This window comes from Nonomuraea sp. NPDC050540 (assembly GCF_044457485.1).
GTDB lineage: Bacteria > Actinomycetota > Actinomycetes > Streptosporangiales > Streptosporangiaceae > Nonomuraea.
The window spans coordinates 555,952-570,714 of the sequence record NZ_JBITHA010000005.1 but is presented as its reverse complement, the minus strand read 5'-3'; the positions used below and the strand labels follow the sequence as shown (position 1 = coordinate 570,714).

The 14,763-nt window shown below is 72.1% G+C and carries 12 protein-coding genes; 3 read left to right on the top strand and 9 right to left on the bottom strand.

Annotated elements, in window-relative coordinates:
• The first annotated feature begins 109 nt into the window (after positions 1-109).
• Complete coding sequence (locus ACIBI5_RS20565) at positions 110-928, top strand: IclR family transcriptional regulator (protein ID WP_397248923.1); 819 nt, start codon at positions 110-112, stop codon at positions 926-928.
• Between the two features lie 78 nt (positions 929-1,006).
• On the opposite strand, the gene ACIBI5_RS20560 is transcribed toward ACIBI5_RS20565, so the two are convergent.
• The 6 genes from ACIBI5_RS20560 to ACIBI5_RS20535 are packed head-to-tail and all read right to left on the bottom strand — an operon-like array spanning position 1,007 to position 8,192.
• Positions 1,007-1,729: a B3/4 domain-containing protein gene (locus ACIBI5_RS20560; protein ID WP_397248921.1), complete on the bottom strand. Its 723-nt coding sequence runs from the start codon at positions 1,727-1,729 to the stop codon at positions 1,007-1,009.
• 48 nt (positions 1,730-1,777) lie between these two features.
• A complete protein-coding gene (locus ACIBI5_RS20555; RefSeq protein ID WP_397248919.1) occupies positions 1,778-2,683 on the bottom strand; it encodes a dihydrodipicolinate synthase family protein in 906 nt (301 codons plus the stop codon).
• Positions 2,680-3,696, bottom strand: a complete 1,017-nt coding sequence (locus ACIBI5_RS20550; protein ID WP_397248917.1) for an oligopeptide/dipeptide ABC transporter ATP-binding protein — start codon at positions 3,694-3,696, stop codon at positions 2,680-2,682. Before ACIBI5_RS20550 ends, ACIBI5_RS20555 begins: the two co-directional genes overlap by 4 nt.
• The gene (locus ACIBI5_RS20545; RefSeq protein WP_397248915.1) at positions 3,689-5,641 is read right to left on the bottom strand and encodes a dipeptide/oligopeptide/nickel ABC transporter permease/ATP-binding protein; all 1,953 of its coding nucleotides are present in this window, start codon (positions 5,639-5,641) and stop codon (positions 3,689-3,691) included. Before ACIBI5_RS20545 ends, ACIBI5_RS20550 begins: the two co-directional genes overlap by 8 nt.
• Positions 5,638-6,597, bottom strand: coding sequence for an ABC transporter permease (locus ACIBI5_RS20540; RefSeq protein ID WP_397248913.1), 960 nt, complete (start codon positions 6,595-6,597; stop codon positions 5,638-5,640). The genes ACIBI5_RS20545 and ACIBI5_RS20540 overlap by 4 nt, the downstream gene beginning before the upstream one ends.
• On the bottom strand, positions 6,594-8,192 hold the full coding sequence (locus tag ACIBI5_RS20535; protein WP_397248911.1) for an ABC transporter substrate-binding protein: 1,599 nt from the start codon (positions 8,190-8,192) through the stop codon (positions 6,594-6,596). Before ACIBI5_RS20535 ends, ACIBI5_RS20540 begins: the two co-directional genes overlap by 4 nt.
• A gap of 164 nt (positions 8,193-8,356) precedes the next feature.
• On the opposite strand from ACIBI5_RS20535, the gene ACIBI5_RS20530 reads away from it, so the two are divergent.
• Entirely contained in the window at positions 8,357-9,061 is a 705-nt protein-coding gene (locus ACIBI5_RS20530) for a FadR/GntR family transcriptional regulator (RefSeq protein ID WP_397248909.1), read from the top strand.
• Here the strand turns inward: ACIBI5_RS20530 and ACIBI5_RS20525 are convergent.
• Entirely contained in the window at positions 9,052-10,230 is a 1,179-nt protein-coding gene (locus ACIBI5_RS20525; protein WP_397248907.1) for an esterase-like activity of phytase family protein, read from the bottom strand. The genes ACIBI5_RS20530 and ACIBI5_RS20525 overlap by 10 nt on opposite strands.
• Before the next feature lie 159 nt (positions 10,231-10,389).
• On the opposite strand from ACIBI5_RS20525, the gene ACIBI5_RS20520 reads away from it, so the two are divergent.
• Positions 10,390-11,769 carry a glycoside hydrolase family 16 protein gene (locus ACIBI5_RS20520; protein ID WP_397248905.1) on the top strand — a complete coding sequence of 460 codons (1,380 nt, stop codon included), beginning with the start codon at positions 10,390-10,392 and terminating at the stop codon, positions 11,767-11,769.
• Here the strand turns inward: ACIBI5_RS20520 and ACIBI5_RS20515 are convergent.
• Both ACIBI5_RS20515 and ACIBI5_RS20510 read right to left on the bottom strand, forming a co-directional pair.
• Entirely contained in the window at positions 11,762-14,287 is a 2,526-nt protein-coding gene (locus tag ACIBI5_RS20515; protein ID WP_397248903.1) for a M48 family metalloprotease, read from the bottom strand. The two genes, ACIBI5_RS20520 and ACIBI5_RS20515, sit on opposite strands and share 8 nt — an antisense overlap.
• Positions 14,284-14,745: a hypothetical protein gene (locus ACIBI5_RS20510; protein ID WP_397248901.1), complete on the bottom strand. Its 462-nt coding sequence runs from the start codon at positions 14,743-14,745 to the stop codon at positions 14,284-14,286. Before ACIBI5_RS20510 ends, ACIBI5_RS20515 begins: the two co-directional genes overlap by 4 nt.
• Between the last annotated feature and the right edge of the window lie 18 nt (positions 14,746-14,763).

Genomic DNA, 14,763 nt, shown 5'->3' with positions numbered 1-14,763 from the left:
CACAGTGTGCGTTTCCGTGACGTTAGGCGGTGATCGGGGTCACGTCAATGGATAGATGTTCGCAGTCCATACGAATGTACGGATGGCGAACACGTTCTATAGTTACTTCATGGTAAGTAGGGACACTTCCGAAAACCGGGCGCCGGAACACGTACAGTCGCTGGCCAGAGGCCTGTCGGTGATCCGCGCGTTCGACTCCGAACATCCCGCGCTGACACTCGCCGAGGTGGCCAGGGCCACCGGACTGACCCGGGCGGCGGCCCGCAGGTTCCTGCTGACGCTGGCCGACCTGGGCTACGTGCGGACCGACGGGCGGTTCTTCACGCTCACGCCGAGGGTCCTGGAGCTGGGGTACGCGTACCTGTCGAGCATGTCGCTGCCCGAAGTCGCGCAGCCGCACCTGGAACGGCTGGTGGCCGAGGTGCACGAATCCGCGTCCGTGGCGGTGCTCGACCAGGAGGACGTCGTCTACGTGGCCAGGGTCGCCACCTCGCGGATCATGCGGGTGACCATCAACATCGGCACCCGCTTCCCCGCGCACGTCACCTCGATGGGCCGGGTCCTGCTGGCCTGGCTGCCCCCCGCCGAACTCGACGCCTACTTCACCCGGGCGAAGCTGCGGCGTCACACCTCACGCACGCTCACCTCGCCGATCCAGCTGCGCGCCGAGCTCGATCGGGTACGCGCGCAGGGGTGGGCCATGGTGGACCAGGAGCTGGAGGAGGGCCTGCGGTCGCTGGCCGCCCCCATCCGCGACGCGACCGGCCAGGTGGTGGCCGCGGTCAACGTCTCCACGCACGCCAGCCGTACCACCCCGGAGTCGGCCCGCCGCGACCTCCTGCCTTCCCTGCTCGCGACGGCGGCCCGCATCGAAACCGACCTCCACGCCACGGGCACCCCCCGCTTCCACGGCCGCCTCCCCTCCTAGCCCGCTCCCCCGCCACCACGCGCCGGCGGCAACCCAAGACGGCGGCCCGAGGCGGTGGCCCGGAGCAGGTGGCGGGGTTCAGGTGAGGGGGAAGCGGGGGGTGGTCGCGGTGAGAGTGGCCGAGATGGGGGTGGTGTGCCAGATGGCCGTCAGTTCGTCGGACACCGTCTGGGCGAGCTTGGTGACGTCCGTGGCCGCCGTGGCGTGCAGCGCCTCCGCCACGATCAGCACCGACGACGTCCCGGCCCGCACCGCCGAGTACCCGCTCTGCCGGTTCGTCCAGCGCCGCGCGTGCGCCCGCCCGGCGGAGTCGGCGAAGACCACCTCGCCGGGCTCCGGGTTCTCCACCTCACGGGAGAACGTCTCGTAGATCTCGTCTCCGGCGGCGGGCCGCACGGTCAGGTCGCCGGTCACCCGCGCGAGGTCGATCGCGGCCACCGGCACCGCGAAGGCCAGCGAGATCGCGTTGCACAGGTCGATCAGCGGGTGGATGCGCGGGAGTTCGCCCTCTTTCCTGAAGCGCCGCAGCAACGCCTCCGACGCGCACCGGTACTGGGTGGGCTTGAGGCCCATCGCGGCGAACGTCCGCCGCCAGGCCTGGATCTCCGGCAGGTCGGACTCGGTACGGCCGGCCAGCCGTTCGGCCGCGACCGCGCTGAACCTGGCCACCTGCTCGCCGACCTCTGCCGTGGCGGTGACGCCGTCCGCGCGGACCACGCCGGCGGCCAGATCGGGGTGGGCCGACCACATGGCGGTGGAGTGCTGGAAGTACATGGCCCACCAGCCTGCCGCGATTCCCACCCGATCGGCAAGACCAATCACGGCCGCGCGGGCCGTACCATCAGGAGGTCACATCAGGCCCGCGGCGGCGAGGAGTTTGCCGATGCGGCCGGTCTCGTCGGCGTTGAGCGGGGTCTGGGGCGGGGCGGTCGTGGGGTGGTCGATGATGCCACGCAGGCACAGGGCCGCCTTGAAGGCGCCGAGCCCGGCCGAGCTGCCGCCCATGCGCGACCCGCCGACGCGCACGATCTGGAAGAGCCGCACCAGCCGCTCCTGTTCCTCCCTGGCCGCGGCCGCGTCGCCGCGCAGCGCGGCGGCGGTCAGGCGGACGTAACCGTGCGGGTCGACGTTCCCCAGCCCGGGTACGACGCCGTCGGCCCCCATGGCCAGGGCGGAGTCCACGGTGATCTCCGAACCGGTCAGCACGCTGAAGCCCGGGGGGCGGCCGAGGATGACCTGGCGCATGGCGCCGTCGTCGCCGCTGGAGTCCTTGAGCCCGGCGAGCGCGCCGTCGGCGGCCAGGTCGAGCAGCAGGTCGGCGGTGAGCTTGATGTGGACGGACACGGGCAGGTCGTAGGCGTAGACGGGCAGGCCGGCCCGGTCGGCGAGGATCCTGAAGTGGGTGCGGATCTCGGCGGGGTGGGTGCGGGTGTAGAAGGGCGCGGTGGCGACGAGGGCGTCGGCTCCGGCGGCGCGGGCGGCGCGGGCGTGTTCCAGGACCCGCGGCGTGGTCATGTCGATCACCCCGGCCAGCACCGGCACCCGCCCGCCCACGTGGCCCACGACCGTCTCCAGCACGAGCGCGCGCTGGGCGTCGGTCAGGTAGGCCACCTCCGAGGAGGAGCCGAGCACGAACAACCCGTCCACGCCCCCCTCCAGCAGATGGTCGATCAGCCGGACGAGCGAGGCGGCGTCCACCTCGTGCTCCGGCGTCATCGGGGTACATACCGGCGGAATCACACCGGTCAACATCATGCGCGCTCCTGGATCAGGTCGAGGTCTGTCGCCCCCGCGGTCACGGGGTGGTGGCAGTGGAAGAGATGCCCGCCCTCACGCAGTACGGCCGGCATCTCCGCGGCACAGGCGTCGTCGGCCCGCCAGCACCGGGTGCGGAACGGGCAGCCGCTCGGCGGCCTGGTCGCCGACGGCACCGCGCCGACCAGCGGGATCGGGTTGATCGGCGAGATGAGCCCGGGGGTGGCGGAGAACAGCGCCCGCGTGTACGGGTGCCGCGCCCCGCCGGGCACGCCGGCGGCGGGAGCCTGCTCGACGATCCTGCCGAGGTACATGGTGACCACCCGGTCGCTCATCCGCCGCACGGTCTGAATGTCATGCGAAACGAACACGAGCGCCAGGCCCAGCCGGGCCTTGAGGTCGAGCAGCAGGTTGAGTATCTGGGCGCGTACCGACACGTCGAGCGCGCTGGTCGGCTCGTCGGCGACGACGAGGCCGGGCTCCAGCGCGAGCGCCCTGGCCACGGCGACCCGCTGCCGCTGCCCGCCGGACAGCTGGCCGGGCAGCGCGTCGGCGGCGCTCTGGGGCAGGCCGACGAGGTCGAGCAGCTCGCGTACGCGCTCGTCGCGCTGGCGCGGGGTGCCACGGCGGTGCACGTTGAGCGGGTCGCGCAGCACCTGGGCGACGGGCAGGCGGCGGTTGAGCGCGGTGGACGGGTCCTGGAAGATCATGCCGACGCCGGTGCCGATCAGCTCGCGGCGTTCCGGCTCCTTCGTGGCCCACAGGTCGCGGCCCTGGACGCGTACGGTCCCCTCGGTGGGCCGCTGCAGCCCGACCAGCACCCTGGCCAGCGTGGACTTGCCGCACCCCGACTCGCCCACGACGCCGACGGTCTCGCCGGGCGCGACGGCCAGGTCGGCGGCGGTCAGCGCGTAGACGCGGTCGCGGGAGAACAACCCGCCGGAGCGGGCCTTGTGCACGACGTGCACGCCCGAGACCTCGGCTACCGGAACGGAGACGGCGGGTTCAGACATGCTCTTCTCCTCGGACTCCCGCCGGGGTGAGCGCGGGGTGGTGGCAGGCCACGGCGTGCGCGTGCGCGTCGCCCTCCAGCGGCGGCCGCGAGGTGTGGCACAGCGCGTCGGCCATCGGGCAGCGGTCGGCGAAGCGGCACCCGGCGGGGAAGCCGGCCGGCGAGGGGACCACGCCGGGGATCTGGGTGAGCCGTTCCGCCCCCGACTCCAGGGACAGCACCGATCCGAGCAGGCCGCGGGCGTAGTGGTGCGCGGGCGCCCCGACCAGCGTGGCGGTGGCGCCGGTCTCGACGATCTGCCCGCCGTACATGACGACCACGCGGTCGGTGACGTCGGCGACCAGCGCGAGGTCGTGCGAGACGAGCACGAGCGCGAACCCGAGCTCCTCCCGCAGCCGCAGCAGCAGCTCGATGACCTGCGCCTGCACGGTGACGTCGAGCGCGGTGGTGGGCTCGTCGGCGACGATCAGCTTGGGCTCGCGCGAGAGCGCCATGGCGATGAGCACCCGCTGCCGCTGCCCGCCCGACAGCTCGTGCGGGTAGGCGGAGAGCGTGCGCGTGGCGTCGAGCCCGACCAGGGCCAGCAGGTCGGCTGGGGTGCGTCGGCCGCCGCGCCGGGTGAGCTGTTTGAGCTGGGCGCGGATGGTCATGGCGGGGTTCAGCGAGGAGAGCGCGTCCTGGTAGATCATCGCCATCTCGTGGCCGAGCAGCCGCCTGCGGGCGCGGCGTGGCAGGGCGATCAGTTCGCGCTGGTCGAAGCGGATGTGCCCGCGCACCCTGGCCTCGCGCGGCTGCAGGCCCATGATGGTCAGCGCGGTCAGCGACTTGCCGCAGCCGGACTCGCCGACCAGGCCGAGCACCTCGCCGGGCCGCACGTCGAAGGAGATGCCGTCGACGATGTCGACGCCGCCGTGCCGGTGCTCGAAGCCGATCGCGAGGTTCTCCACGGCGAGGATCGGCGGCCCCGTGGGCAGCGGGCGGGCGCGCTCGGCCAGGCGGCGCGCCGCCTCCTCCAGACCGGGCAGCACGGTGACCTGGCCGGAGCCGGGCACGGCCCGCTCGAAGGCGTCGTCGTCGCGGGCGGGCGGCGCGGTGCGGGCGGCGGGCGCCGCCCAGGCGTCGGAGATGCCCTCGGACAGGATGTTGAGCGCGAGCACCGTGAGCAGGATCAGCAGGCCGGGAAAGACCGTGGCCCACCAGCCGCCGAGCAGCACCATGTTCTTGCCGTCGGCGATGACGCTGCCCCAGGAGGGGTCCGGCGGGCGTACGCCGGCGCCGATGAACGACAGCGACGCCTCGAACACGATCGCGTCGGCGACCATCACCGTGCAGAAGACCAGCACGGGCGCGGCGGTGTTCACCGCGACATGCCTGATCACGATGTACGGCGTGCGCGCCCCGATGACCCGTTCCGCGGCGACGTAGTCCTCCCCGTACTGGGCCAGTACGTTGGCGCGCACCACGCGGGCCACGGACGGCATGTACAGGAAGGCCATGGCCATGACGAGCACCGGGACGCTGCCGCCGAAGACGGCCACGAGCACGGCGGCCAGCGCGATGCCGGGAAAGGCCATGACCACGTCGAGCAGGCGCATCAGCGTCTCGTCCACGGCCTTGCGGGAGGTGGCGGCGATCGCGCCCACGACCGCGCCGGCCAGCAGGGCCAGGCCGGTGGCGCCGAGGCCGATGAGCAGCGAGAAGCGCGCGCCGTACAGGAGCCTCGAAAGGATGTCGCGGTTGGCGCTGTCGAGCCCCATCCAGTGCGCGGCCGACGGGCCGCCGCCGGCGACCTCCTGGAAGTACGGCGAGTGCGGCGCCAGCAGCGGCGCGAACAACGCGGCGAGCACGACCAGCGCGATCAGCACGACGGCCGCCCACGACAGCGGCGGCAGCCGGCGGAAGGTGACGCCCGGCCGGGCCAGCCGATCGGCGAGTCCTCGTCTCATGCGGCGCTCCTGAGGCGGGGGTTGACCAGCAGGTACAGGATGTCGACGACCAGGTTGACCAGCATGAACCCGACCGCGATGGTCAGCACCACGCCCTGCACCACGGCGGGGTCGCCGTCGCGCACCGCGTTGATCATGAGCTGGCCCATGCCGGGCAGGCCGTAGATCTGCTCGATCACGACCGCGCCGCCGATGAGGTAGCCGATGCGCAGGCCGAGCACGGTCAGCGGGTTGATGAGGGCGTTGCGCAGCACGTTGCGGCCGACCACGACGACCGGCGGCAGGCCGCTGCCGACGGCGGTGCGGACATAGTCGCGGTCGAGCTCTTCGACCATCGAGGTGCGCACGATGCGGATGAGCTGGGCGGCGACGGGCAGCGACAGCGACAGGGCGGGCAGCGTCATCGAGCGCAGCCAGCCGGCGGTGGAGTCGGCGGGGTTGATGTAGCCGCCGGTCGGGAACAGCCCCTCCCCCACGGCCAGCCATTGGATCATCAGCAGGGCCAGCCAGAACGCCGGGGCGGCCACGCCGACCAGCGACACCAGCCGGATCACCTGGTCGGGCCAGCGGTCGCGGAACAGCGCCGCGGTGACGCCGAACACCAGCGCCAGCACGGTCGCGACGGCCAGCCCGAGCAGGGTGAGCTGGAGCGTCAGCGGCAGCGCGGTGAGCACCGACTCCAGCACCGGCTTCTTCGTGAGCACGCTGGTGCCCATGTCGCCGGTGGCCAGTTCGCCGACGAAGCGCAGGTAGCGCACCGGCAGCGGGTCGAGCAGCCCGTTCTCCAGCTGGAACCGGCGGATCTGCTCGGCGGTGGGGTTGGCGCCCTGGAAGTAGGCGTACTCGGGCTTGCTGGAGGAGAAGCGCATCACGATGAAGACGAACGCGATGACGCCGAGCAGCAGCGGAACGAGGATCAGGACGCGGCGGACCAGCATCCGGGCGACGAGGATCATGTCCTCTTGGCCTGCAGGAGGTTGATGCCCGGGTAGGCCTGGGCGCGTACGCCGGACAGCTTCTTCGGGTCCCAGGCGGTCATGAGCTCGGTGTGGACGACCGGGTAGAGGACGGCCTGCTCAGCGATCACATCCAGATATTTCTGGACCAGGGCGGTCTTCTGGGCTTTGTCCGGCTCGCGGGTGGCCTCGTCCATCATGCGGAACAGGGCCTTGGCGTCCTTGCTCGCCTCCCAGTGGGAGTACTTCATCCACAGGCCGTCGGGCACGTAGTTGTAGTGCAGGATCAGGTCGGCGTCCATGCCGAACTGGTTGGGGTTCGATGCCGCCGCGACCACCTGGTAGTCCTGCATCTGGTCCATCTTGGCGAACAGCGCCGCGGTGTCCTGCGGCTCCAGCGTGGTCTTGACGCCGATCGCCTCCCAGGAGGCGGCGATCGTGGGCAGGCAGTCGGCCAGCCAGCTCACGTTGACCGCCATGAGGTTGACCGTCAGGTTGGTGACGCCCGCCTCCTTGAGCAGCGCCTTGGCCTTGTCCGGGTCGTGGTCGTAGACGACCGCGGCGCGCTTGTGGTCAGGGTGGCCCTCGTTGAGGAACGAGCTGGAGGGCGTGCCGTGGCCCTTGAGCGCCACGTCGATCATCTTCTTGCGGTCGATGGCGTAGTGGAGCGCCTGCCGTACGCGCACGTCGTCGAAGGGTTTGGCGGCGGTGTTGAACATGAGGAACAGGTGGTTCATGCCCTTGCCGCCCTCGACGTTCAGGCCCTGCTGCTTGAGCCGGTCGATGTTGGCGTAGGGGATGTTGTCGGCGATCTGGGCCTCGGCGCCGCCGCCGGAGATCTTGGCCACGCGGGCGGCGGCGTCCACGATGGTCAGCCAGTTCATGCGCTTTGCGGTGGCCGGGCGCGGGCCGTTGTAGCCGGCGAAGGCCTCGAAGGCGGTGTTGGACTTGGGGTTGTGCGCGGTCATCTTGTACGGCCCCGAGCCGACCGCCTTGCCGCCCTTGGCCGCGTCCCAGCCGCCGGCGGCGCCGAACACGTGCTTGGGCATGATCTTGGCGATGGTCAGGCGCGGCGCCGCGTCCGGGAAGGGGAAGTTGAAGACCAGCTCGACGCTGCGCTCGCCGGTCTTCCTGACCTCCTTCAGCCAGGCCTTGAAGAAGTTGCCGACCAGCACGTTGGCCGCCGGGTCCAGGACCCGCTCGAAGGTGAAGACCACGTCGTCGGCGGTCACGGGCTGCCCGTCGTGCCACGTGGCGCCCTCGCGGAGGGTGAAGGTCCAGCTCGTCGCGTTGAGGTCCGCCGGCAGCGCCGTCGCCAGCGCGGGGTACGGCTCGCGCGTGATCGGATCGGTGTCGAGCAGGCCTTCGTAGATGTGGGTGATGCCGGCCATGGCGAAGGCCGACGCCGTCTGGGTGGGGTCCCAGCTCTGGTCGTTGCCGTAGCCGATGACGGCGGTGATGAGGTCCTTGTCCGATCCGGCGCCGACGGAGCCGGTCGAGGCGGGGCCGCCGCTGCAGGCGGCGACGGTGGCGACGACGAACGCCGAGGCGCTGGTGTAGCGCAGGAAGTCGCGGCGGCTGAACTCAGAGCTCACGGATGCCTCCTGGGGGATACGCTGGCCGGATGTGGCCAGGGGTAGAACGTGGGACATCCCATGTCCTATCTTGTGCGTAACGTGGACGCTAAGCCGGGAGACAGCTTGCGGTCAACGGATGGTTTCCGGAATGTTACGCAGTGATCGCCGAGAAGGGGCTGTACATGCGTTCACGACCCAGCCGTGCCGTCGAGGCCCAGGAGGCCGTCAAGGAGATCATTCTCGGGCGCGGCCTGGCCGCTGGGGATCCCCTGCCCACCGAGTCGGAGCTCATGGAGGAGCTCGGCATCAGCCGTAACTCGGTCAGGGAGGCGCTCAAGGCGCTCCAGGCCGTCGGCATCGTGGACATCCGCCACGGCTTCGGCATGTTCGTCGGCCGGATGTCGCTGGCCGGCCTCGTGGACGAGCTGACCTTCCACAGCCGCATCACCCTGCAGGACGGCCGCAGCCACATCGCCCACCTCGTCGAGATCCGCGAGATGCTGGAGACCGGCCTCGTCCAGAAGCTCATCGACCTGGGCTCGGAGGCCGACCTGTCGGCCTCCGCCGAGGTCATGGCCAGGATGGAGGACGAGGCCGAGCGCGGCGGGGTCTCCCCCGAGATCGACCGGCTCTTCCACGACGTGCTCTACCGCCCGCTGGGCAACCCGCTGGTCAGCCAGCTGCTCGGCGCGTTCTGGGACGTCTACCACCAGCTGCGCGACCAGATCGGCGCCCCGGACGAGCCGCCCGCCGACGTCGCCCGCCGTCACCGCGACATCTACGCCGCGGTGACGGCCGGGGACAAGAGCGCCGCGATCGCCGCCGTCCGCGCCCACTTCGAGGGGGTACGCAACCGGGTGGCCCGGCTGGGCGTCCCTCAGAGGTAGACGCGGGGGTCGGCGCGCAGGCCGCGCGTCAGCCGTACCTTGATGAACTCGTTGTCGTCGGCCGCGCCCGCGGTGCGGCCGGAGGAGAACGGGAAGTTGTTGTCGTTGAGAATGCCCAGCGTGCGGTCGTCGAGGATGATGACGTCCTCGATGGTCTGGAACGGGAAGGTGAAGGTGCCGCCGCCCGGGGCCGCGAGGTCGAGCAGGTCGGCCACCTGGGTCTTGTCGAGGGCGCCGTCGCCGTCCCTGTCGCGGGTGTCGGCCAGGTAGACGCGCTTGAAGCGGGCCTCGGCCCCCTGCAGGTTGTCCCGCTCGATGATCAGGAAGCGATGGCGATCCACCGCGATGGCGTCGCCGATCGCGTGGGAGGGGTCCTCCAGGCGGTAGGTCCAGCGGCGCTCGCCGTAGGAGCGCTTGCGCGGATCGAACTCGTACATGCGCAGCGTGCCCGCGGGGTCGCCGGTCACGGTCCCCTCCAGCAGCGGGTACAGGCGGCGCCCGTCCACGGACCTGGCCATGCCCTCGAAGCCCTTGCTGCGGCCGAGGTTCGGCTGCCCGCCGTTGAGCTCGGGGTTCTCCGGGGCCTTCACGCCGGGCAGCGGAACCGGCGCGTCGAGCAGCTCACCGCGCGCGTTGGCGTGCAGCAGGAACGGGCCGAACTCGTCGCCGAACCAGTAGGTGCCGTCGAGCGAGCGCACGATCGACTCGACGTCGAAGTCGGCGCCGGTCAGCTTGCGGTCGGGGCGGGTGAGCGGGAAGGGCACCCGCTTGTGCGGGTCGGACAGGTTGAAGCCGCCGCGCAGGCTCAGCTTCCTCGTCCGGAAGTCGGGGCGTACGTGGTGCACGCGCAGCAGGAAGTCGGCGCTGTTGGCCTGGGCGCCGAAGCCGTTGTCGGACAGGACGTCGTAGCCTCCGTCGTGGCGGCGGGCGATGCCGCTGAAACCCTGCACGGGCTGGCCGGGGAAGGGCGGGGTGAGCCCGTTGATGGGAGCCGTGCCCAGCTGCGCGCCGGACCGCTCGCTGCCCGGCACGTACGTCTGCGCGGGCAGCGACGCGAACCCGGCCAGGGCGGCCCTGCCGAAACCGTGCTCGGGGGTGGCGGTGGCCGGGACCGCGGCGGTCCCGAAGGCCAGCGCGCCGGCGCACATCACGATGGCGAAACGTCTCATGGCGCGCACCCTAGGCCGGTCAGGTGACGGGACGTGGAACACCACGCGAACCACCCGGATGCGAGAGCGCTCTCATCGAGGTTGACACGGCGTTAGCCATATGTTTCTTTCAGGTGTGAGAGCGCTCTCTGCACCGTCCACCCCCCGCTAGGAGCAGTGATGCCGCGCCGCCGTCTCGCCGTCGCCGCCGCCGCCTTGTCGGCCGCCTTCTCCCTCGTCCTGTACGCCGCTCTCGCCGCCTCGGCCGCCGTGCCGCCCCCGCCCTCCGGGTGGTCGCTGGTCTGGGCCGACGACTTCAACGGCCCCGCCGGATCGTTGCCGGACTCCGGCAACTGGATCATCGACACCGGCCACTCCTACCCGGGCGGCCCCGCCAACTGGGGCACCGGCGAGATCCAGAACTACACCTCCAGCCCCTCCAACCTCAGCCTCGACGGAACCGGCAACCTGCGCATCACCCCGCACGGCGCCAACCGCGACTGGACCTCCGCCCGCATCGAGACCCGCCGCTCCGACTTCAAGCCCGCCGACGGCCGCGTGCTGCGCATCGAGGGCCGCATCCAGATGCCCAACGTGACCGGGCAGGCCGCGCTCGGCTACTGGCCGGCCTTCTGGGCGCTCGGCTCGCCGTACCGGGGGAACTACTGGAACTGGCCGGGCATCGGCGAGTTCGACATCATGGAGAACGTCAACGGCATCAACTCGGTGTGGGCCGTGCTCCACTGCGGCGTCGCGCCCGGCGGGCCGTGCAACGAGTTCAGCGGTCTCGGCGCCAGCCGCGCCTGCCCCGGCGCCTCCTGCCAGTCGGCCTTCCACACCTACCGGTTCGAGTGGGACCGCAGCGTCTCGCCCAACCAGTTGCGCTGGTACGTGGACGGCCAGCAGTTCCACTCGGTCAGCCAGTCGCAGTTCGACGCCGCGACCTGGAACAACATGACCGGCCACGCCGGCTACTTCATCCTGCTGAACGTGGCCATGGGCGGCGCCTTCCCCGACGGCGTGGCCGGCTTCTCCACGCCCACCGCCGCGACCGTCTCCGGCCGGCCGATGGTCGTCGACTACGTGGCCGTCTGGCAGAGCGGCGCCACCGGCCCCACCCCCACTCCCACCGATCCGCCGGGTGACGTCGACGCCCGCTCCACCATCCAGGCCGAGCGCCACCAGGCCCAGTCGGGCACCATCGTCGAGACGACCACCGACACCGGCGGCGGTCAGAACGTCGGCGCGATCACCAACGGCGACTGGCTGCGCTTCGACAACGTCCGCTTCGGCGGCACCGCCGCCACCCAGTTCCGCGCCCGGGTGGCCTCCGGGGCCGCGGGCGGGGTGAGCGGGCTCGTCCAGGTCCGCCTCGGCAGCCCGACCGCGCCGCCGATCGGCGACTTCGCACTGGCGAACACCGGCGGATGGCAGAGCTGGCGCACCATACCCGCCAACATCTCACCGGTGACCGGCACCCACACGGTCTACCTGACCTTCAGCAGCGGCCAGCCGGCCGACTTCGTCAACGTCAACTGGTTCACCTTCTCCACTAGCTGACCCGCACGCAGTACGCGTTGAGCGCGGTGGTGAAGTCCCGCAGGCGGTACTGGGCGGCACGGGCGTCGGCGTAGCCGGCGTGCCCGAGCTTCACCAGGAAAGGGCTCCGGCTGGCGCCGAGCCTGACGAAGGCGGTCGCCCACGTGGCGTAGTAGCCGTCTCCGACGAACGGCGTCAGCGCGGCGCTCGCCAGCGCCGCGCACGCCTCTCGGTCGGTGACCGTGCCGGGCGGGCCCGGCGGCGGGACGGCGTTCCCCGGGCTGTCGAAGCTGCCGCTCTGCGGGAAGTCGACGAAACCGTGCTGGAGCAGCCAGGTCGGCGCCGTCCCTGCGATCCACACCGCCGACGCCCCCAGGGCGGCGACCGCCAGCGTACGGCGCAGCCACGCACGCGCCGGGCGCACCAAGGGCCGGGCGGGAGCCGAGGACGCCAACGCCACGAGGGCGCGCACCGCGCTCACCGCGCCCGCCCCCAGCAGGCTCACCGGCACCCCGAACCCGAGCACGCCGATGCACAGCGCGGCGAACTGGGACAGGAGGTCCGCCGCCACGCACTGCCCGGTGGCACACGTCCGGGCCAGCGGCTGCCACACGATCGCCACCGAACAGCCCAGTCCCCCGGCGACCGCCGCCAGGACGGCGTGCGAAGGACCCAGACCGCGGCCGGTGAACGCCGACACCACGACCGCGGTCAGCGTCTGCAGCAGCCCCAGGACGACGACGATCGCGGCGGCCACGGCCATCATGTCGCCGAGGGAGTCGGTACGCACGCCCGGACCGAACCCGGCGACCAGCGACAGCAGTATCGGCTCCGGCGTGGCCAGCTCGGCGACCACCACCAGCGACGTCAGGACCGCGGCGGGGGCGAGCGCCACGAGCGGCCTGACCCGGGCGGCCGGCAGGGCGAACTCCTGCGGCGAGTCCAGGTAGAGCCGCCGCCCTCGCGCCCGCGAGGTGTACAGCAGCCAGGAGCCCAGCGGATACAGCGCCGCCAGGAGCAGGACGGTCAGCTTCCCGGAATCGAAAACCGACACCAGGATCGCCCAGACGGCCGTGCCGGGCGCGCGCGTCTCCATGCCGAAGACGGCGGACATGACCCAGGCACCGAGAAAGGGCCCGAACAGCAACGTGGCCGGCACCAAGGCGCCCAGATAGACGGGCAGCAGCGTGCGCGACCTCGCGACGGGCAGCCACGCGTCGGCGCACGCCGACAGCCAGCGCACGAACGTCACGCACAGCGCGAGCAGGAAGAGCGCCATGACGGCGGCGGCCACGGGCGCGGCGGCGATGGACTCCGCCCAGGACAGGCGCATCCGGCTCGGCGCGCCCAGCAGGCCCAGGACGATTCCCGCCGCCAGCGCCACCCCCGCCGCGACGCCCCTGGGCGCGGGCCGGTCGGCCGCCATGGCCGCGAGCGTGGCACGGAACGCCCCGGCCAGCAGGATCGCCGCCACGGGCAGACCCGCGAGCAACGCGCTCACCTGATAGGCGAGCAGATCCGCGTTGCTCAGCCACAGGCTGACGAACTCCATCAGATGCGGCAGCACCAGCCCGGCCGCGATCCCGGCGCCCAGTGCCTCGCCCGGCATCCACCGCAGCAGCCGTCCCGGCTGCCGGACCACCTCGGCCCGGTCGGCCGCGCGCGGATGCAGGCGCAGCAGCCTGACCAGGCTGCCCTTCACATCGCCCCGGGACTCGACCGGGGCGCCGCCGGACATCGCCGCCCGCACGTCCGCGTAGTGCTCGCGGGCGCGCAGCACCGACGCCGCCAGCAGGACGACCAGGACGGTGCCGATCAGGGTCCTGATCGACAGGGGCGCCAGCCATACCGGGTCGAAGATCGCGGTGTGGACCAGCAGCGGCGCGCCGACCAGCACCGCGAAGACCCACACGGCCGACAGCGTGAGGCTGGTCAGGTCCACGTCGCGGTTGCGGAGGTGGGCCAGCTCGTGCAGGACGATCGCCCTCAGCTCGCTCCGGTCGCCGCGCCGCGTGGCCTCGTGGAGCGTCCCGATGTTGAGGCGGAGGTAGTAGCGCGGGTAGCGGCCGAACGCGCGCCCGCCCGGCGTGCCGCGGTTGGCGTCGAGAAGCACCTCGGGCGTACGGCGCAGCCCCTCCTCGGCCGCCAGCCCCGCGACCAGGCCCGACAGCTCCTCACCCGCGGGCACCAGATGCTGGCGGGCGATCGTCAGCCGGGGCCTGACCAGGTACAGGAGCAGGATCGCGACGGCCACCGCCAGCATGGCGCCCAGCGCGACCGCGGCCCGCTCCAGGCCGACCCCGCGCAGGCAGCCGAGGTAGCCGGCGGCCAGCGCCCGCGTGTCCTGGCCGCCGGCTCGGGCGGCGTCGGCGGCGAGGTCGCAGGGCGCGTAGGCCGCGCGCCACCGCGAGGCACCGCCCGCGACCAAGTCGAAGGAGGAGGCCGCGGCCGCGAGCACGATCGTGACCAGCAGGACGAAGCGGGAGGTGGTCGCCGCCGGTAACAGGAACGGGTTGCCGGGACGATCCCCGCCGCTCACTGGGGAGGCGTCCAGTCTCGGCGGCTCCAGCGTTCCACGGCGCGTTCGGCGATGGTCTCCGCGTGGTCGCGGCCGGCGGCCTCCAGTTCCTTGGCGATGCGCCGCCTGGCCTGGTCGGCGGACTCACCCAGCTCGGGCACCGGCGCCTCCGGGCCGCCCGCCCTGCGGCGCTCGCGCCAGCGCCGCAGCCTGGACCTGCCGTCGCGCACGCCGATGACCACCATCTCGGTCATGAGGCCGCCGACGACGCCCCACAGCAGGTTGGTGAGGGTGGGGTCGCCCAGGTCGATGCCGGAGGCCCCGGGCTCGTCGCGGGCCCTGCGCGCACGGCGGGCGGCTCCGGGGTTGGCGAAGTACACGCCGGTCATCAGGTCGAAGTCGGGGAGTTCCTGGGGGGCGAACTCGGCCACCAGCGCGCGTACGAGCGCACGGCGATCACCGTCACTGTCCGTCGTCACGCCAGCACTGTAGATCGG

Excerpts from the sequence above, each read along its gene's own strand:
- ACIBI5_RS20565 (WP_397248923.1), top strand. The coding sequence starts at position 110 with ATGGTAAGTAGGGACACTTCCGAAAACCGGGCGCCGGAACACGTACAG.
- ACIBI5_RS20555 (WP_397248919.1), bottom strand. The coding sequence starts at position 2,683 with ATGATGTTGACCGGTGTGATTCCGCCGGTATGTACCCCGATGACGCCG.
- ACIBI5_RS20550 (WP_397248917.1), bottom strand. The coding sequence starts at position 3,696 with ATGTCTGAACCCGCCGTCTCCGTTCCGGTAGCCGAGGTCTCGGGCGTG.
- ACIBI5_RS20545 (WP_397248915.1), bottom strand. The coding sequence starts at position 5,641 with ATGAGACGAGGACTCGCCGATCGGCTGGCCCGGCCGGGCGTCACCTTC.
- ACIBI5_RS20540 (WP_397248913.1), bottom strand. The coding sequence starts at position 6,597 with ATGATCCTCGTCGCCCGGATGCTGGTCCGCCGCGTCCTGATCCTCGTT.
- ACIBI5_RS20530 (WP_397248909.1), top strand. The coding sequence starts at position 8,357 with ATGCGTTCACGACCCAGCCGTGCCGTCGAGGCCCAGGAGGCCGTCAAG.
- ACIBI5_RS20525 (WP_397248907.1), bottom strand. The coding sequence starts at position 10,230 with ATGAGACGTTTCGCCATCGTGATGTGCGCCGGCGCGCTGGCCTTCGGG.
- ACIBI5_RS20520 (WP_397248905.1), top strand. The coding sequence starts at position 10,390 with ATGCCGCGCCGCCGTCTCGCCGTCGCCGCCGCCGCCTTGTCGGCCGCC.